This is a genomic window from Pseudomonas farris (genome assembly GCF_019145235.1).
Classification (GTDB): domain Bacteria; phylum Pseudomonadota; class Gammaproteobacteria; order Pseudomonadales; family Pseudomonadaceae; genus Aquipseudomonas; species Aquipseudomonas farris.
In genome coordinates, this window is the sequence record NZ_JAHSTV010000009.1 from 309,825 (window position 1) to 327,131 (window position 17,307).

Genomic DNA, 17,307 nt, shown 5'->3' on the forward strand with positions numbered 1-17,307 from the left:
CGATGTTTGGTAAATTAAGTTGGGAAGCGGTCCCGTTCCACGAACCGATCGTGATGATAACCATCGCCATGATCGCGCTCGGTGGTCTGGCGCTGTTCGCTGCAATCACCTACTTCAAGAAGTGGACTTATTTGTGGACCGAGTGGTTGACCTCGGTCGACCACAAGAAAATCGGCGTGATGTACATCATCGTCGCCATGGTCATGCTGCTGCGCGGCTTTGCCGACGCCATCATGATGCGTACCCAGTTGGCCATGGCCACCGAGGGTTCGCCTGGCTACCTGCCGCCTGAACACTATGACCAGATCTTCACCGCTCACGGTGTGATCATGATCATCTTCATGGCGATGCCATTCTTCACCGGCCTGATGAACCTTGCAGTGCCGCTGCAGATCGGCGCGCGTGACGTTGCCTACCCGTTCCTGAACTCCCTGAGCTTCTGGCTGCTGGTTTCCGGCGTAGTGCTGATCAACCTGTCCCTGGGCGTCGGCGAATTCGCCAAGACCGGCTGGGTTGCCTATCCGCCGCTGTCGGGCCTGCAATACAGTCCGGGCGTGGGGATGGATTACTACATCTGGGCGCTACAGCTATCCGGGCTAGGTACGACGCTGACGGGGGTCAACTTCCTGGCCACCGTGCTGAAAATGCGTACCCCTGGCATGAAGCTGATGGACATGCCGATCTTCACCTGGACCTGCACCTGGGCCAACGTCCTGATCGTGGCTTCGTTCCCGATCCTGACCGCTACCCTGGCGCTGCTGACGCTTGACCGTTACATGGATTTCCACATTTTCACCAATGAACTTGGTGGCAATCCGATGATGTACGTCAACCTGTTCTGGGCCTGGGGTCACCCCGAGGTTTATATCCTGATTCTGCCGGCGTTCGGGATCTTCTCCGAAGTCATCTCGACCTTCACCGGCAAGCGTCTGTTCGGCCACCACTCGATGGTCTACGCATCGGGCGCGATCTCGATCCTGGGCTTCATGGTTTGGCTGCACCACTTCTTCACCATGGGCTCGGGTGCCAGCGTCAACGCCTTCTTCGGTCTGGCGACGATGCTGATTTCGATCCCGACGGGGGTGAAGCTATTCAACTGGCTGTTCACCATCTACCAGGGCCGTCTGCGTTTCACCAGCCAAGTGCTGTGGACCCTGGGCTTCATGGTGACCTTCGCCATCGGCGGCATGACCGGCGTACTGCTGGCCATCCCGGGTGCTGACTTCGTTCTGCACAACAGCCTGTTCGTAATCGCGCACTTCCATAACGTGATCATCGGCGGCGCGGTATTCGGTTACATCGCAGGTTTCGCCTTCTACTTCCCTAAAGCGTTCGGCTTCAAGCTGCACGAAGGCTGGGGCAAGGCAGCGTTCTGGTTCTGGATCACCGGCTTCTTCGTCGCATTCATGCCGCTCTATGTACTGGGCTTCATGGGCATGACCCGTCGTCTGAACGCCACCACCAACCCTGAGTGGGTGCCGTACCTGTACGTTGCCATGTTCGGTGCGGTGATGATTGCCTTCGGTATCGCTTGCCAGCTGATCCAGCTGTACGTCAGCGTGCGTGATCGCAACAAGCCAGAGAACATGTGCGAACACGGCGACCCGTGGAATGCCCACACGCTGGAATGGTCGACCTCGTCGCCACCACCGTTCTATAACTTTGCCGTGCTGCCAAAAGCGGAAACCATCGACCCGTTCACCGAAGCCAAGGAAAACGGCACCGCGTACAAGGCTCCGGCCAAGTACGAGCCGATCCACATGCCCAACAACACCGCCACCGGTGTGGTCATGGGTGCTCTGTTGACCGTGTTCGGTTTCGCGATGATCTGGCACATCTGGTGGTTGGCCATCGTTAGCCTGGTCGGCACCGTGGGGTACTTCGTGATCCATGCTGCACGTGATGATCAGGGCTATATGGTGCCGGTCGACGTGATCGAGCGCATCGAAGCCGAGCAGCACAAGCGTCTGGTAGCGGCCGGGAAAGTTCCAGCCACCGCCACCCGTGTTGAAACCTCGTTGGAACAGGCTTAAACCATGTCGAACTTAGTGACCAATGCTGGACACACCCATGTCGATGGACATGGGCATGATGACCATCACCACGACTCGGGCGAGATGACCGTATTCGGTTTCTGGCTCTACCTGATGACCGACTGCATTCTGTTTGCATCGATCTTCGCGGCGTACGCGGTACTGGTTAACAACGTAGCGGGTGGCCCGTCGGGCGCCGACATCTTCGAACTGCCATACGTACTGGGCGAAACCGCTCTGCTGCTGTTCAGTTCGATCACCTACGGCTTCGCCATGCTGGCGTTGTTCAAGGGCAAGAAGAACCAGGTCCTGGGCTGGCTGGGCATGACCTTCCTGTTCGGTGCCGGCTTCATCGGCATGGAGATCAACGAGTTCCACGTACTGATCGCCGAAGGCTTCGGCCCTAGCCGCAGCGGCTTCCTGTCCGGGTTCTTCACCCTGGTCGGCACCCACGGTCTGCACGTGACCAGCGGTCTGATCTGGATGGCGATCATGATGTATCAGGTGCAGAAAAACGGCCTGACGGCGACCAACAAGACCCGTCTGAGCTGCCTGAGCCTGTTCTGGCACTTCCTGGACGTGGTGTGGATCTGCGTATTCACCGTTGTTTATCTGATGGGGACTATGTAAATGGCTAACGCTCATTCCCACGATAGCCACGACGCCGGCCACGGCAGCGTCAAGTCCTACGCTATCGGTTTCATTCTGTCGGTGATCCTGACCGTCATTCCTTTCGGCCTGGTGATGTACCCGTCGCTGCCGAAAGCCCTGACCCTGTGGATCGTACTGGCCTTCGCAGTCATCCAGGTGCTGGTGCACCTGGTGTACTTCCTCCACCTGGACCGTTCGGCGGCGCAGCGTAACAACGTCATTGCGTTTGTTTTCGCCGCGATCGTAATCGTCCTGTTGGTAGGGCTGTCGCTGTGGATCATGTTCAGCATCCACACCAACATGATGGCGCACTGAGGTAAGTCCGGATGTCCTTGAAGCACTTTATCCAAATCACCAAACCGGGGATCATTTTCGGTAACGTGCTTTCAGTGGCAGGCGGATTTTTCCTGGCCTCCAAAGGGCATGTCGATCTGGCCATCTTCCTGGCCGCCATGATCGGCACGTCCCTGGTGGTGGCTTCCGGTTGCGTGTTCAACAACTGCATCGACCGCGACATCGACCTGAAGATGGAACGCACCAAGAACCGAGTGCTGGTCCAGGGCTTGATCTCCCTGAAACTGGCCCTGGCTTTTGCGACCATCCTTGGTGTTTTCGGCGTTGCACTGTTGTACAAGGTGGCCAACCCGTTGGCTGCCCTGTTCGCGGTGATCGGTTTTGTCATCTACGTCGGCTTCTACAGCCTGTACCTCAAGCGCAAGTCGGTTCACGGCACGCTGGTGGGCAGCCTGTCGGGGGCGATGCCGCCGGTGATTGGCTACGTGGCTGTGACTAACAGCTTCGACATGGCCGCACTGACGCTGCTGGTGATGTTCAGCCTGTGGCAGATGCCGCATTCCTACGCCATCGCAATCTTCCGCTTCAACGATTACCTGGCCGCATCGATTCCGGTGTTGCCGGTGAAGCGCGGGATTCAAGTGGCCAAGAAGCACATCCTGCTCTACATCCTGGCGTTCCTCGTAGCGACCTTGATGCTGACCTTCAGCGGCTACGCCGGCATGAGCTACCTCGCCGTCGCCGCGGCCATGGGCATGTACTGGTTGTACATGGCCTGGACCGGTTACAAGGCAGTGGATGACACGGTCTGGGCACGCAAGCTCTTCGTGTTCTCGATCTTCACCATTACTGCGTTGAGCGTGATGATGTCGCTGGATTTTAAAGTGCCGAGTGAGCTGTTGCTGACTTACGCGCCTTAAGCTTCGAATGTTGTAAAGAAAAGCCCCGCCTTCGAGAGAATGGCGGGGCTTTTTATTGGCTTATCCTGAAATATCGCGGCGCGGCCTTCGCGAGCAAGCCCGCTCCCACACTGGATTGGTGTTGCCACATTTTTTGTGATCGATGCCGAGTCAATGTGGGAGCGGGCTTGCTCGCGAAAGGAGCGCTGCGGTGTAACAGGAAAAAGTTAATAGGCGAACAGGCAATAAAAATCCCCGCTCTGATGGCGGGGATTTTTATGTGCGGCGTTTAGCGTTACTGCGCGGCGATGCTGTAGCCGTCGAACGCGGTTTGCTGCTGAAGCGCGGTGATGATGTTCTTGCGGTTGACCGCTTGTTCGGTCCCGGCATTGTCCAGGAACGTTTCGCTTTCCAGTTCGGCTTCATCGCCTTCGCCGATGAACGTGAAGCCCAGGAACTCCAGCGCTTCACGGTCAACGTTCAGGCGTGAGCGCGGGGTGCGCAGGGGCAGGGTGACGCTGATGCCGTCCTTGCTGATGGTAAACACTTCGACTTCTTTCTTGGCGCGAGCCGCTTTGCTCTTGCCACTGCTCGGGTTGCTGATGGCTTGGTGGGTCTGGTTCAGTACCTTCAGCGCCAGGCCATAGACGATCTCCTGAAACGCCGGGTCATCCTTGAAGCTGGACAGAATGCGGCTGATCGGGAATTTGCTGCTCAGGTCTTCCAGGGCGGCGATGTCGGCCGCTTCGGCGTCTTTCAGCTGCTTGAGTTCGCCCATCAGTTCGTAGGCTTTGTCGTCGTCGAAGCTGTCATGAGCTTGGCGAATCGCGGCGCGCAGCTCGCGAATCTGATCGCTTTCCCGGGTGGATTGAAAAGCGTCCAGAACCATCTCGCTGATGGTCTTGGCCTGTGGCACATGCTGTGAAAGATTGATGGAGTTTTCGTATTCCGCTTTGGACGACAAGGTGACTACGGATTCAGCGGTATTGGAATCGGACATTGAAATTTCACTACTTCTTTAACTTGGATTGAGGCGAGAAAGCACGGGGCCTTTTCAGGCCGCCTAATCTATTGGACCGAGGCTGCGTTGTCACGGATGAACAGGCGGCTGGTCAGCATTTTTGCCAGCGCTGTCGACTATTTCCCCATCGAATTTATATTCATCGAGCGAACCACCCATTGTTCTGCTGTTTGCTCATCCACCGGCAAGGAGAAGCGAAAGGTCGCGCCGCGTCCGGGCACATCGATCAGTTCGATCTCGCGACCGTGCAATTGCAGGATCCGGTGCACGATCCGCAGCCCAAGTCCGCCATCGCGCCTGGCGCCACCAATGTTGAACGGACGCAGGAACAGGCCTTCGCGCAACTCGGGGGTGATGCCGGGGCCGGTATCGCTGACGGTCACTTCGATAAAAGCCCCCTGAGGGCGGAGGCTGAGTTCGACTTCTCCGCCCTGAGGGGTATGGCGCAGGGCGTTGTCGAACAGGTTGGTCAGCACCCGCTCGATCAGCCCCAGGTCGGCGCAGGCCACCGCGACGTTGGGGGAGAAGGTGGCTTTGAGTTCGATCTGGCGCGCTTCGGCGCTGAGTTCGAATTTCTGAAAAATGTCCTGCACCAGATCGGTCAGGGAGAAGCGCTCCAGCACTGGTTGTACGAAACCGTGCTCCAGCCGCACCAGTTCCAGCAATGATTGCGCCAAACCGCCGACCTTGCGGCTTTGATCCAGAGCGATCCCCAGATAACGGCGGCGGTCGGCGGGGGACAACGTGGCGTCCTTGAGTGACAGGGTTTCCAGGTAACCGTGCAGCGAGGCCAGTGGTGTGCGCAGGTCGTGGGAGATGTTCGCCACCAGTTCGCGACGCTCCTGATCCTGACGGGTCAGCGAGCGCCATTGTTCACCGAGGCGCGCTTGCATCTGCCGGAAGGCGGCGTCGAGTACGGCAATTTCATCGTGGCTGGCGGTTTTTTCTACCGGCTCTGGCTCGGGCTCGGGCGAGGCGGGCGGCGCCGACGGAACGCCATTGATATCGAACTGACGGACTTTTTCGGTCAGGCGGCGCAATGGCCGGATGATCAGGGCAAATGCGGTGAGGCCGGCAATCAGGCACAGCAACGCCACCAGCCCAATGGACAACAACGCGGTATTGAGTGCTGCGCTGGTGGCGCCGCGTTCGGCGAAGCGGTCATGCTCTTCGCTGAGCAACACCACATAGAGATAACCGGCCGGTTGACCGTTGACCCGCAATGGCGCAGCGCTGAACACCTTGCTGCCATCGACGCTGCGCGGATCGTCGCCGAGAATCGGCAGGGCCTCGCCTTTGAGCAAACGCTGGATCGGCGCCAGATCGACCCGCTCCCGGCGTATTCGGCCTTCGGGCGCGGCGCTGCCGACAATTCGGCCTTCGGTGTCCAGCAGATAGACCTCGACACTGGGGTTGACCAGCATCAGCTGGCTGAACAATTCGCGCACGGCATTGGGCATCGGGCCATTGCGGTCCATCAGCACGGTGTCGTGGGCGATGTGTTGCGCCAGATCCCGCGACAAACCCTGCACCACTTCCAGTTCATGCATGTGGCTGGAGCGCACCTGCATCCATGCCGAGGTGCCGTAGCACACCAGCAACAGCACGGCGAACACCAGGGACAGGCGTTGGGTCAGGGTCAACCTCATGACTGCTCTCCGCTCGTCGCGAATTTGTAACCACGCCCCCACACCGTGAGGATGCGCGCCGGTTGCGCCGGATCGGCTTCGATCTTGGCCCGTAGGCGGTTGATGTGGGTGTTGACCGTGTGTTCGTAGCCTTCATGGCTGTAGCCCCACACCGCGTTGAGCAAATCCATGCGCGAGAAGACCTTGCCGGGCTGGCGGACGAAAAAGTACAGCAGGTCGAACTCCCGCGGCGTGAGGTCAAGACGCCGACCATCGAGGGAGACTTCACGGGTGATCGGGTCGATGGACAGGCCATCGCTGATCAGACTGCCAGCGTCCATTTTCAGGTTGCGGGCCATGGCATCGACCCGTCGCAGCAATGCCTTGACCCGTGCCACCAGTTCCAGAATGGAAAAGGGTTTGGCCAGGTAGTCGTCGGCACCGAGTTCCAGCCCCAGAATTCGATGGACTTCGCTGGAGCGCGCGCTGGTGATGATGATCGGTGTATAGCGGGCCATGGCCCGGGCGCGACGGCAGATTTCCAGGCCATCGATGCCGGGCAGCATCAGGTCGAGGATCAGTGCGTCCCAGCTTCCTTGCTGCAGCAGTCGCATGCCCTCATCGCCATCGGCGCAGTGCACTACCTCGAACTGCTCATCGCGAAGATGCAGGCAGATAAGGTCGGCGATATGCAGGTCGTCCTCGACCACCAGGACGCGTTTGGTTTGTTCCATGGAGCTCAATCCTTTGTGACGCAATGAACACATTGTGCGGGTTTTCCTGAGGCTGAGTTATCACGAATTGTTTAACTCCTCGTGAGGATTTGGCGATCAACTCAAGCCTAGGCTGTGTTCCATGCAAGGCATCTGGAATTTTGGAGAAGGCCCATGTTCTCACGGCGACAGTTTCTCGTAGCAAGCGGCGGGCTGGGGGCTGCAGGCCTGGTGATCGGTGTATTGCCAAAATTTTCCGCAAGCGTCGCGCTGATCGATGAGGCCTACGCGGCAGAGGTTTTCGAGGTGACTCACAGTGACAGCGAATGGCGCGCCATGCTCAGCGCCGAGCAGTACGAGATCCTGCGTGAAGAGGGCACCGAACGGGCCTACAGCAGCCCGTTGAACAACGAGCATCGGCAGGGCGTTTTTGCCTGCGCCGGTTGTGATCTGCCGTTGTTTTCTTCCGACACCAAGTTCGACAGTCGCACTGGATGGCCGAGCTTCTGGGCGCCACTGGACAAGGCGGTGGCCACCCGTCAGGACCGCTCCTTCGGCGTGCTGCGTGAAGAGGTTCACTGCCGTCGTTGCGGCGGTCACTTGGGCCATGTTTTCGAGGACGGGCCCAAGCCCACCGGTCTGCGCTACTGCATGAATGGCCTGGCGCTGACTTTCAAGCCACAGGCGTAATCCATGGGCACTTCCTTTCACTCACTTCACGCAGGTCGACGTTATGTGGCTTCTGGTCCTCGCTTATCTCGGTGGTGTGCTGACGATCGTCAGCCCGTGCATTCTGCCGGTATTGCCCTTTGTCTTCGCTCGCACCGGGCAGCCGTTTATGAAGAGTGGCTTGCCGCTGCTGGCGGGGATGGCGCTGACCTTCGCGCTCGTCGCCTCGTTGGCGGCGGTGGGCGGCGGTTGGGTGGTGCAAGTCAATCAGTACGGTCGCTGGCTCGCGTTGCTGTTCGTTGCACTGTTCGGGCTGACGCTGTTGCTGCCCCGGTTGGCCGAGCGCCTGACGCGTCCACTGGTGGCGGCCGGCGGTCGGCTGTCGGAAATCGTGGGCGCCGATTCCCGGCCGCGTCCCGGCGCGTCGTTGCTGATCGGCGTCGCCACGGGCTTGCTCTGGGCGCCTTGCGCCGGGCCGATTCTGGGCCTGTTGTTGACTGGCGCGGCGCTGCAAGGGGCAAACATCGCCACCACCTTGTTGCTACTGGCTTACGCGGCCGGCGCCGCCACCTCTCTCGCCGTGGCGCTGCTGCTGGGCGGTAAAGTCTTCGCCGCGATGAAGCGCTCGATAGGCGCAGGCGAGTGGCTGCGTCGAGGCTTGGGAGTTGCGATGCTGGTCGGTGTAGTGGCGATCGCCCTGGGGCTGGACACCGGGATTCTGGCGCGGGTCTCGACAGCCTCCACCGGCGGCATCGAGCAGGCGTTGGTAAGCCGATTCGCCGGTAAGTTGCCGACCGACAGTGGGGCGATGATGTCGCAGATTCCACGGGGCGGCGATCAACCCGCCGGCAGTATGAAAATGACCGCCAAGATACCGGGCGAACTACCGATTGAAGGCAACCTTCCATCGCTGGAGGGCGCTGTGCAATGGCTCAATTCACCCCCTCTCACCGCCCAGGCCTTGAAGGGCAAGGTTGTGCTGGTGGATTTCTGGACTTACTCCTGCATCAACTGCCTGCGAACCCTGCCGTATGTGAAGGCCTGGGCCGAGAAGTATCGCGATCAGGGCTTGGTGGTGATTGGCGTTCATACGCCCGAGTTTGCTTTCGAACGTGATGTAGGCAACGTCACCAAAGCCATGAAAGACCTGGGCATCACTTATCCGGTGGCAATCGATAACGACTACAAGGTCTGGCGTGCTTTCAACAATCAATACTGGCCAGCCCACTATTTTGCCGATGCTCAGGGGCGCATTCGTTATCACCACTTTGGTGAAGGCAAATACGCCGAATCGGAGCGAGTGATTCAGCAACTGTTGCGCGAAGCGGGGGCCGCGAAAGTCGCGGATGGGCTGATCAATGCTCGTGCCGAGGGTGTCCAGCTCGCCCCGAACATGAATGAAGTGCGATCGCCGGAGACCTATGTCGGCTACCGACGGGCGGAGCATTTCGTTGCTGAAACCGATCTGGCGCCAGACAAGGTGACGGCCTATAGCCCTCCGTCACAACTGGCCCTTAATAACTGGAGCCTGGAGGGTCAATGGACTGTAGGTCCGGAGCGGGCCGTTTCAAACGCACCGGCCAGTCGTATCGTCTACCGCTTCCACGCTCGCGATCTGCATCTGGTATTGGGCCCCGATGCTGATGGCAAACCGGTGCGTTTCAAAGTGTTGATTGACGGCAAGCCCCCAGGTGATGCCCACGGTGTTGACGTGGCGCCCGATGGCAGCGGCAGCGTCACCGAGCAGCGGTTGTATCAACTGGTACGCCAGACCGCAGGCGTAAAGGACCGGACATTCAGCATTGAGTTTCTCGATCCCGGTGTGTCGGCGTACGCGTTTACGTTCGGTTGATAGCCTCATTCACTCAGGAGACATCCCATGAAAACCTCATTCAACTGGCGTGGCACCTTGCTGGGATTGGCCACCGCCAGTGTTATCGGTCAGTGCGCAGCGTTCTCGTTCGGAGGCGCCGAAGAGGCGGTCATCATTCCGCCACCAACTCTCGACGAGAACACTCAAGTGCGCAGTGAAACGGCAATTTTTGCCGGCGGTTGCTTCTGGGGTGTCCAAGGGGTGTTTCAACACGTCAAAGGGGTGAAGAACGCTGTCTCCGGTTACGCGGGCGGCTCAGCCAACACCGCTCAGTATGAGCGGGTCAGCAATGGCGATACCGGTCATGCGGAGGCCGTCGAAGTCACCTACGATCCCGCTCAAGTCAGCTATGGCAGCCTGTTGCAGATCTATTTCTCGGTGGCCCACAACCCCACCGAACTCAACCGCCAAGGCCCGGACAGCGGCACCCAGTATAGATCGGCCCTTTTCCTGAAAAACGCTGAACAGCAACGCGTCGCCCAGGCCTACATCGCACAACTCGACGCCGCCCATTCGTTTAACAAACCCATCGTCACCAAACTGGAGACCTACAACGGCTTCTACCCGGCGGAGGAGGAACATCAGGACTTCCTGACCGAGCACCCGACGTACCCTTACATCGTGATCAATGACCTGCCGAAAGTGGCGCAGTTGAAGCAGCTGTATCCGGATCGGTATCAGGAGAAGCCGGTGTTGGTGAAGGCTGGTCAATAGTGCATTGGCTACTTCAAGCGTGAGCGTTCCATGGCAATGGTCGACGTTTCAAAGCCCAGCTTTGAAAAGAAATCCGAAGCGCCTTCACGGCCTGCTCGCAGAACCCAGGTAATGGCGGTGTTGTCGCCCATGACATGCTCAACCAGTGCGCGACCGACGCCTTCACGTCGATGCTGCCCACACACGACAACCATCGACAGATAACCGTTGGATAAACCATCGGTGATACCTCGGGCAAACCCGACGATGTGGGAATCCTTTATCGCCAGAGCTGTACGTTGGGAATTTGCGATCAACTGAGCGAAATGCTCAGCGGAGCCGGTGCGGTGAGCCCACCCATTAGCCCCAAGAAAAAGTCGCACCGACTCGACATCCGATGGCAGCACATCACGGATAAGCAGGACAGTATTCACCCTGAAATCACATTCTTTCCCGCAATCTTCGACCGATACAGCGCCTGATCGGCCCTGGCTAGCAACCCGGTCTGTTGCTCTTCTTCAAAACGTTGCACCACGCCAAAACTCATGGTCACTTGGAAATCCCCGACCGGCAGCAGGCTCGACAGGCCATGACGGATTTTTTCAGCAAGTGACCTGGCGTCGGCCAACGAAGTATTGGGCAGGATCATGATGAACTCGTCGCCGCCCCAACGCGCCAACAGATCACCCTCGCGCACGTGGTGCTTCACGCTCTCGATCACCTGCACCAACGCCGCATCACCCAAAGCGTGGCCGTAGTGATCGTTGATGTTTTTGAAGTCATCGATGTCCATCGCAATCAGCGACAGGGGGTGGCGAAAGCGTTGGGCGCGGTCGCATTCCTGGGGCAGGGCCTTTTCCAGCCGATAGCGATTGGCGATGGAAGTCAGCACATCGGTTTCCGCCAGTTTTCGATTCTCTTCGAGTTGAATCTGTAACTGCTGATTGACCCGAGACAACTCCCGGGTGCGTTCTTCGACGATGGCTTCCAGGGATTGATTGCGCCGCTCCATTTCTTCGAACAGGCGTTTCTTGTCTTCGATACTGCGGTGCGCGCCGACCATTCGTGCCACCGAGCCGTCGGCATTACGTGCCAGCACATAGCCGCGATCTTCGATCCAGGTGTAAGTGCCATCTCGCATGCGGCAGCGATACTCGGCTTGATAGCCGGGTGCGCGCTGATTCAGGTAGTCATCAAACAGCGCCATGACTCGTGAATAATCGTCGGGATGGATAACGTTTTCCCAGGTCAGCACGTTGTTATCCAGGGAATGAGGCGGATAGCCGAGCATCTCGTACCACCCAGGGTTGCGATAGACGAACCCGGTGTTGGCGTTCCAGTCCCAGATGCCATCGCTGACCAGTTCCAGAATGGTGTGCAGCATGTCTTCGTTAAAATCTGACAGATTGAACTTCAACGGCTCGATATTCGATGCCTCACCCATCATCGGTCTCCCTGCCGAACTGATATCAACGTGACTCGCCAGTCGAGGAGATTAGTTCATGGGGTATTGCCCCTGCTAGGGGGCGTTCTCAATTAGTTTCCCCGCCGCGTTGTCGCCTTAAAGCGGGACAGGCAAGGCGCAGGCCGCTGGGAATGGTTGTTCCCTTTCCAAGGCCTGCAACGCAGCCTGGCCCGTTTTAAGGCACAACCCGAAGGGCCGGGCCTGCTGTTGTGCGGGGCTGCGTTGCTCGAAGCTTATTTGGAATGCCAAACCACGCTTCTCGCGCCTTGCCCTGCACAACAGCAGACCCGGCGCGGTGGGGAAACTAATTGAGAACGCCCCCTAATGCTTGCCCCACCTCTGCAGCGCAAAGTCGACGAAGCTGCGCAATTTCGGCAAACGGTAGCGGTCCTGGGCGTACACCAGATTCATCGGCCGACTCGGCAATTGGTAGTCCTGCATCAAAGCCACCAATTTTCCGTCCTGAAGGTCCTGCTCCACCAAGGCATCGGGCACCATCACGATGCCCATCCCGGTTCGCGCCGCTTGATGCAGCCCCGCCGAGCTGTTGATCAGCATCGGTCCGCTGACCTCCACCATGACTTCGCCTTCGGGTCCTCTCAGGCGCCATTGTTTGGCTACCGAGTGCCAGTCATCTCCGGCCGGGTAGGCGAAGGCCAGGCAGTCATGGTGTTGCAGGTCGGTAGGTTTTTCCGGAGTGCCTCGGCGCGCCAGGTAGTCCTTCGAAGCGCACAGGGTCATCGTGTAGTCGATGAGTGGGCGGGCGATCATGTTGGACATCTCGGTAGTGCCCAAGCGAATCGCCACATCGAAACCGTTGTCGAGCAGATCCAGGCGCTGGTTGGTCAAAACGACGTCGAGTTTGACTTGCGGACAACGCAGGGCGAATTCACTCAAGGCCGGCGCCAGCCGTTCGGTGCCGAAGGTCAGCGGTGCGGTGATTCGCAGGGTGCCGCTCGGCTCGTCGAGGGTCTGTTCGGCCAGGCGTTCTGAATCGGCCACCAGCCCCAATACCTCGAGACAACGTTGATAGTACGCCGTGCCGAATTCCGTCAGCCGCTGGCGTCGTGTCGTACGGTTGAGCAGGCGCACACCCAGACGTTGCTCCAGGGCTCGAAGATGATTACCGACCATGGTCGTCGACATTTCGCACTGCAAAGCGGCGGCGGTCATGCTGCCGGCTTCCACCACTCTTACGTAAACGGTCATTGCCTGGAACAAATCCATTATCAAGCCCAGCTTTAAAATGATTGAAGTGTTGCAGTGTTTATCCAACTCAGGTGGCTAACCATACTGCAAAAACACCGACTATTAATGGAGTTTGATGTCATGACCGCCGCCTGCCTGATGAGCACCTACCAACCCTTGGCCCTGAGTTTCAGTAAAGGCCTGGGCACGCGCTTATGGGATCAGGCCGGTCGCGAATATCTGGACGCGGTGGCGGGCGTGGCGGTGACCAACGTCGGCCATTCCCATCCGCGAATTGTGTCGGCCATCAGCGAACAGGCCGGGCTGTTGTTGCACACCTCTAACCTGTACAGCATCGACTGGCAGCAGCAGCTGGCACAGAAACTGGTTCGGTTGTCTGGCATGGACCGGGCGTTCTTCAACAACTCTGGCGCCGAAGCCAATGAAACCGCGCTGAAACTCGCGCGGCTTTACGGCTGGCATAAAGGCATCGAGCAGCCGCTGGTGGTGGTCATGGAAAACGCCTTTCACGGTCGTACTCTTGGCACCTTGTCCGCCAGTGATGGCCCGGCGGTTCGCCTGGGGTTTAATGAATTGCCAGGGAATTTCATTAAAGTGCCATTCGGCGACCTCGCGGCGCTGGAGGCGCTGCAACAAGCCCACGGCCCGCGCATCGTGGCGATTCTGATGGAGCCGATTCAGGGCGAAAGCGGTGTGCAAATGGCGCCGCCCGGTTATCTCAAAGCTGTGCGCGAACTTTGCAACCGGCGCGCCTGGCTGCTGATGCTCGACGAAATCCAGACTGGCATCGGCCGCACCGGCCAGTGGTTTGCGTTCCAGCACGAAGGCATCATCCCGGACGTCATGACCCTGGCCAAAGGCCTGGGCAACGGCATCCCCATCGGCGCCTGCCTGGCCCGGGGCAAAGCAGCCGACCTGTTCACCCCCGGCAGCCACGGCAGCACGTTCGGCGGAAATCCATTGGCGTGCAGAGTGGGGTGCACCGTGCTGGAGATCATTGAGGAACAAGGCCTGCTGGAGAACGCCAAACTGCAGGGTGAACGCCTACTCGCGAGATTGCGCATCGAATTGGCCGATGACCCCAACGTCCTGGCGATTCGTGGCCAAGGCTTGATGATCGGCATCGAACTCAAACAACCGATTCGCGACCTGACGCTGATAGCTGCTCGGGATCATGGACTGCTGATCAACGTGACACGGGGCAAAACCATTCGCCTGCTGCCACCGTTGACGATTGATGAGCGGGAAGTGGAGATGATTGTCAGAGGCGTTGGTCGGGCGGTGAGCGCAGCCTGACCTTTCTTGGATGAACGCATTGCCCTGTAGGAGCAGCCTTCGGCAGCTCCTACAGAATCGGTGTCTGCATCAGTGGAGTCAGGAACGATCAGTCGATTTGTTGCATCGTACTGACGAAAGCCGTGACTTCATCCCGATTCATCAGTTGAAGTTTCGAACCGCTAAACCCTTGGAACAAACGCTGATGCGCGGCAAATCCACTGGACTCTTCACGAGTACGATAGCTGCTGGCCCATTCCAGTAACGCTATCAGTAACTCGTCATGCTCGCGCTTTGCCTCTCGCTGGCGAATATAACTGACGCAGTCTTCGTCCTCCAGACACAGCCAGATCAGCGCCGTCGCCTGTTCCACAAGTTCACTGACCATCCACCCATACACACCCTCGATAACCCAACGATTTTTGCTCGCCGCCACACGCGCCATTCCCAATGCCTCGGCGCGGGGACGAGCGATGCTGTGTTCATCGGATATCCAGTGAATCAGGTCGAGATCGATCCAGGGCGCTTGTAGGTGCTCGGCCAGTCGTTTGGCCAGCCAACTCTTGCCCGAGCCGGAGTTGCCGATGATCAGGGTTCGGGTGAGGTTCATGCTGTGAAGGTAATAATTGCTCATGGCAACTCGGGCAAAGTCATTCAATCGCTTCGGAAATTTCAGGCGCAATCATCCGCGTCTTCGGCGATCCATCCGCATTGAATTGATAAATATCCTGCGGCTGGCCCTTTTCATTGAAGAACACTTGGCCGATCCCTGCCGAGTTCCACAGGCGTTCCCCGGCTTCGGCGTGTTCGGGAATGTGCGGAACAATGTGCATGCGCCGACGCTTGGTCAGCCAGTTCAGCGGCGAGCGGGGCGAGTAGAGCCAGCGGTTGAGGCGGTCGAACCATTCGAGCAGGGCGGGCGGAAACTCGTTTTTGATCCCGCTGCTGGTGATCTGCCAGATTCGTGGGCCGGCCTTCCGGTGTCGGATCAATACTTCGTAGACGAAGGAATAATGCACATCACCGGACAGCACCACGTAGTTACCGGGTGTGCGGGAGTGTCGGAAAATGTTCAGGATCACCTGGGCCGCGCCGCGATGGGCCATCCAGTTTTCGGCGTCCACCAACAGTGGATAACCGCACCAGCTAAACACCCGTTGCACGGTTTCGATCAGTTTGACGCCGAAAATCGGCGCCGGCGAAACGATGATCGCCGAGGGATGATCGAGCAATTCCTGTTGCAGCTCACTGAGTGCTTCCCAGTCCAGCAGACCCGACGGTTGCTTGAGGTTCATCTCGCTGCGCCAGCGCCGGGTGCGGGTGTCGAGCACCACCAGCGCCGGGTGGGTGGGCAGCACGTAATGCCACTTCTGAAAGCTCAGCAGCTCATCGATCAAGCTATCCTGGACGTCGCTGTCGAGGTAATGGTCTTGCCCCGTGGCACTCAATAGACGGGTTTTTTCCAGCATGCTGCCAAATGCATCCGGGTTGTTGCCCCAGCCCTGACACAACATATAAGCGAGCAGCGCGTTACCGATGATGCGCTTGGAGAACGGATGGCCGTAGGCCGTTTCCTCCCATTGCGCGGAAAGATTCCAGTCATCGGTTATATCGTGGTCGTCGAAGATCATCAGGCACGGCAGATGCGCCATCGCTCGCCCCACACCACCCAGCCCCGTCTTGAACGCATCGATGCACGTCTGCTCCAGGGCATAGCGCTTGCGTCGTTCGGGCGTCAGTGCCGGTGGTTGCGGCGCGATCAGTGTCCAGGACGTTGGCGACCATACTAATAGGTACATGGCTATGACCTCGGCGAAGGTCACCAAATGATTGTCGGCGCTGCTACTGGTAAAAATCGGCTTACGCGCTCCACCGAAAAATCGTTCGCGCAGGGTTTCGTTGCTCTCAAGCGCCGGTAACAAATCCGCACGATGGTAGTAACTGGCCGGGTGTTCATAGAGCTTGGCGCTATCGCTGACCACCGCACCGTCGAGGTGTTCGTCGAACAGTCCCAGACGCTCGATCAAGGCATGAATAGCCCGCAACATCGGCCCCGCGACATCATCGGCATACACCTGATCGCCGCTCATCATTAATAGTGCAGGACGCTTGCAAGCGTCCGGTTCGGACTCCAGCAACCGATCGACGCACAGCAAACCATCGGTAGCCGGATGGTGAGGTTTACGGCAGGAGCCATGCAGCAACTGATCGATGCGCGAGCGCAGCACGAAATTCGGGCAATGCGCTTCGCCATATAGCAGATGCGGCGCCCACTCGGCGATGCCCGACGGCGTGCCATCCGCTTCGGTAATCAGCAGGTCGTACTCGATCAGCGTATCGCAGGGCAGGGCGGCATCCAGTGGCACATCTATCAAATGAATAAAGGCATGAGTTCCGACCGGGATGATCGTGCATTGATCCGCATCGAGACGGATGTCGACTCCTTGCAAGCGTAGCGTCAGCGTCAGCGCACGTGACCCCACCAGCCACAGCACCAGCCGTTTGGGTTCCAGTCGCCGTAATAGCGGGCCGACGAGGATCGGTGGCAAAGGGGAGTGATCGGCGGGCAATGGCAAAGATACGGACATCCGGGTTCAAGACTCTTGGTGCAGAGAGGCGGGCGATGATAGCGCAGCTAATGGCGAGGATTGTCTGATGGCCAATGGCTTATGCCTGAATCTGTAACAAGCGATGATCGCTCGCACAGTACATTTGCCAGGGGAACGGTGACGCATGCTGGTTTCAGCCTGTGCAGATCTGGGGGTGTCGATGAGTAACGCAAGGGCTGCATATAGAAGCAGAAATCAGTACCCGTCTTGAGGCGCATTGCTAAGTGAAAAATTAATCGCAACAGGTGGTTGACCAAGAAATAAAATGCTGTACT

16 protein-coding genes are annotated in these 17,307 nt (G+C 58.5%); 8 read left to right on the plus strand and 8 right to left on the minus strand.

Annotation, left to right across the window (positions count from 1 at the left end; translation table 11 throughout):
* Positions 1 to 2: 2 nt before the first annotated feature.
* Genes cyoB through cyoE form a run of 4 tightly spaced genes read left to right on the plus strand, consistent with a single transcriptional unit; the run spans position 3 to position 3,898 of the window.
* The gene (gene cyoB, locus KVG95_RS20525) at positions 3 to 2,033 is read left to right on the plus strand and encodes a cytochrome o ubiquinol oxidase subunit I (protein ID WP_008010575.1); all 2,031 of its coding nucleotides are present in this window, start codon (positions 3 to 5) and stop codon (positions 2,031 to 2,033) included.
* 3 nt (positions 2,034 to 2,036) lie between these two features.
* A complete protein-coding gene (locus KVG95_RS20530) occupies positions 2,037 to 2,663 on the plus strand; it encodes a cytochrome o ubiquinol oxidase subunit III (protein WP_217857706.1) in 627 nt (208 codons plus the stop codon).
* On the plus strand, positions 2,664 to 2,999 hold the full coding sequence (cyoD, locus tag KVG95_RS20535; protein ID WP_008025399.1) for a cytochrome o ubiquinol oxidase subunit IV: 336 nt from the start codon (positions 2,664 to 2,666) through the stop codon (positions 2,997 to 2,999).
* Between the two features lie 11 nt (positions 3,000 to 3,010).
* Positions 3,011 to 3,898 (plus strand): heme o synthase, encoded by an 888-nt coding sequence (gene cyoE, locus KVG95_RS20540; protein ID WP_095055612.1) that lies wholly within the window; start codon positions 3,011 to 3,013, stop codon positions 3,896 to 3,898.
* A 274-nt stretch (positions 3,899 to 4,172) separates the two neighbouring features.
* Here cyoE and KVG95_RS20545 read toward each other — a convergent pair whose 3' ends face one another.
* From KVG95_RS20545 to KVG95_RS20555, 3 genes are all read right to left on the minus strand, one after another.
* Positions 4,173 to 4,877: a hypothetical protein gene (locus KVG95_RS20545; protein ID WP_217857707.1), complete on the minus strand. Its 705-nt coding sequence runs from the start codon at positions 4,875 to 4,877 to the stop codon at positions 4,173 to 4,175.
* 137 nt (positions 4,878 to 5,014) lie between these two features.
* Positions 5,015 to 6,547, minus strand: coding sequence for a sensor histidine kinase (locus KVG95_RS20550; RefSeq protein WP_217857708.1), 1,533 nt, complete (start codon positions 6,545 to 6,547; stop codon positions 5,015 to 5,017).
* On the minus strand, positions 6,544 to 7,260 hold the full coding sequence (locus tag KVG95_RS20555) for a response regulator transcription factor (protein WP_217857709.1): 717 nt from the start codon (positions 7,258 to 7,260) through the stop codon (positions 6,544 to 6,546). Before KVG95_RS20555 ends, KVG95_RS20550 begins: the two co-directional genes overlap by 4 nt.
* A gap of 153 nt (positions 7,261 to 7,413) precedes the next feature.
* On the opposite strand from KVG95_RS20555, the gene msrB reads away from it, so the two are divergent.
* From msrB to msrA, 3 genes are read left to right on the plus strand one after another with little or no spacing between them, the layout of a single operon-like run.
* The gene (msrB, locus tag KVG95_RS20560) at positions 7,414 to 7,929 is read left to right on the plus strand and encodes a peptide-methionine (R)-S-oxide reductase MsrB (protein WP_217857710.1); all 516 of its coding nucleotides are present in this window, start codon (positions 7,414 to 7,416) and stop codon (positions 7,927 to 7,929) included.
* A gap of 43 nt (positions 7,930 to 7,972) precedes the next feature.
* The gene (locus tag KVG95_RS20565) at positions 7,973 to 9,760 is read left to right on the plus strand and encodes a cytochrome c biogenesis protein DipZ (protein WP_217857711.1); all 1,788 of its coding nucleotides are present in this window, start codon (positions 7,973 to 7,975) and stop codon (positions 9,758 to 9,760) included.
* Between the two features lie 27 nt (positions 9,761 to 9,787).
* Positions 9,788 to 10,495 carry a peptide-methionine (S)-S-oxide reductase MsrA gene (gene msrA / locus KVG95_RS20570; protein WP_217857712.1) on the plus strand — a complete coding sequence of 236 codons (708 nt, stop codon included), beginning with the start codon at positions 9,788 to 9,790 and terminating at the stop codon, positions 10,493 to 10,495.
* 8 nt (positions 10,496 to 10,503) lie between these two features.
* Here the strand turns inward: msrA and KVG95_RS20575 are convergent, their stop codons facing one another.
* The 3 genes from KVG95_RS20575 to KVG95_RS20585 form a co-directional block, all read right to left on the minus strand.
* Positions 10,504 to 10,908, minus strand: coding sequence for a GNAT family N-acetyltransferase (locus KVG95_RS20575; protein ID WP_217857713.1), 405 nt, complete (start codon positions 10,906 to 10,908; stop codon positions 10,504 to 10,506).
* Positions 10,905 to 11,918, minus strand: a complete 1,014-nt coding sequence (locus tag KVG95_RS20580; protein WP_217857714.1) for a sensor domain-containing diguanylate cyclase — start codon at positions 11,916 to 11,918, stop codon at positions 10,905 to 10,907. The genes KVG95_RS20575 and KVG95_RS20580 overlap by 4 nt, the downstream gene beginning before the upstream one ends.
* 342 nt (positions 11,919 to 12,260) lie before the next feature.
* Positions 12,261 to 13,166 (minus strand): LysR family transcriptional regulator, encoded by a 906-nt coding sequence (locus tag KVG95_RS20585; RefSeq protein ID WP_052966631.1) that lies wholly within the window; start codon positions 13,164 to 13,166, stop codon positions 12,261 to 12,263.
* 102 nt (positions 13,167 to 13,268) lie between these two features.
* On the opposite strand from KVG95_RS20585, the gene KVG95_RS20590 reads away from it, so the two are divergent.
* Positions 13,269 to 14,444 carry an aspartate aminotransferase family protein gene (locus KVG95_RS20590; RefSeq protein ID WP_217857715.1) on the plus strand — a complete coding sequence of 392 codons (1,176 nt, stop codon included), beginning with the start codon at positions 13,269 to 13,271 and terminating at the stop codon, positions 14,442 to 14,444.
* An 88-nt stretch (positions 14,445 to 14,532) separates the two neighbouring features.
* Here the strand turns inward: KVG95_RS20590 and KVG95_RS20595 are convergent, their stop codons facing one another.
* Both KVG95_RS20595 and KVG95_RS20600 read right to left on the minus strand, forming a co-directional pair.
* Complete coding sequence (locus tag KVG95_RS20595; RefSeq protein ID WP_217857716.1) at positions 14,533 to 15,057, minus strand: P-loop NTPase family protein; 525 nt, start codon at positions 15,055 to 15,057, stop codon at positions 14,533 to 14,535.
* 16 nt (positions 15,058 to 15,073) lie between these two features.
* A complete protein-coding gene (locus KVG95_RS20600; RefSeq protein WP_217857717.1) occupies positions 15,074 to 17,011 on the minus strand; it encodes an alkaline phosphatase D family protein in 1,938 nt (645 codons plus the stop codon).
* Positions 17,012 to 17,307: the final 296 nt, after the last annotated feature.

Bases quoted from the DNA above. Each gene is read 5' to 3' on its own strand.
- KVG95_RS20530 (WP_217857706.1), top strand. From the start codon at position 2,037: ATGTCGAACTTAGTGACCAATGCTGGACACACCCATGTCGATGGACAT.
- KVG95_RS20590 (WP_217857715.1), top strand. From the start codon at position 13,269: ATGACCGCCGCCTGCCTGATGAGCACCTACCAACCCTTGGCCCTGAGT.
- KVG95_RS20585 (WP_052966631.1), bottom strand. From the start codon at position 13,166: ATGGATTTGTTCCAGGCAATGACCGTTTACGTAAGAGTGGTGGAAGCC.
- KVG95_RS20555 (WP_217857709.1), bottom strand. From the start codon at position 7,260: ATGGAACAAACCAAACGCGTCCTGGTGGTCGAGGACGACCTGCATATC.
- KVG95_RS20580 (WP_217857714.1), bottom strand. From the start codon at position 11,918: ATGGGTGAGGCATCGAATATCGAGCCGTTGAAGTTCAATCTGTCAGAT.
- msrB (WP_217857710.1), top strand. From the start codon at position 7,414: ATGTTCTCACGGCGACAGTTTCTCGTAGCAAGCGGCGGGCTGGGGGCT.
- cyoD (WP_008025399.1), top strand. From the start codon at position 2,664: ATGGCTAACGCTCATTCCCACGATAGCCACGACGCCGGCCACGGCAGC.
- cyoB (WP_008010575.1), top strand. From the start codon at position 3: ATGTTTGGTAAATTAAGTTGGGAAGCGGTCCCGTTCCACGAACCGATC.
- msrA (WP_217857712.1), top strand. From the start codon at position 9,788: ATGAAAACCTCATTCAACTGGCGTGGCACCTTGCTGGGATTGGCCACC.
- KVG95_RS20600 (WP_217857717.1), bottom strand. From the start codon at position 17,011: ATGTCCGTATCTTTGCCATTGCCCGCCGATCACTCCCCTTTGCCACCG.
- cyoE (WP_095055612.1), top strand. From the start codon at position 3,011: ATGTCCTTGAAGCACTTTATCCAAATCACCAAACCGGGGATCATTTTC.
- KVG95_RS20595 (WP_217857716.1), bottom strand. From the start codon at position 15,057: ATGAGCAATTATTACCTTCACAGCATGAACCTCACCCGAACCCTGATC.
- KVG95_RS20565 (WP_217857711.1), top strand. From the start codon at position 7,973: ATGTGGCTTCTGGTCCTCGCTTATCTCGGTGGTGTGCTGACGATCGTC.
- KVG95_RS20550 (WP_217857708.1), bottom strand. From the start codon at position 6,547: ATGAGGTTGACCCTGACCCAACGCCTGTCCCTGGTGTTCGCCGTGCTG.
- KVG95_RS20545 (WP_217857707.1), bottom strand. From the start codon at position 4,877: ATGTCCGATTCCAATACCGCTGAATCCGTAGTCACCTTGTCGTCCAAA.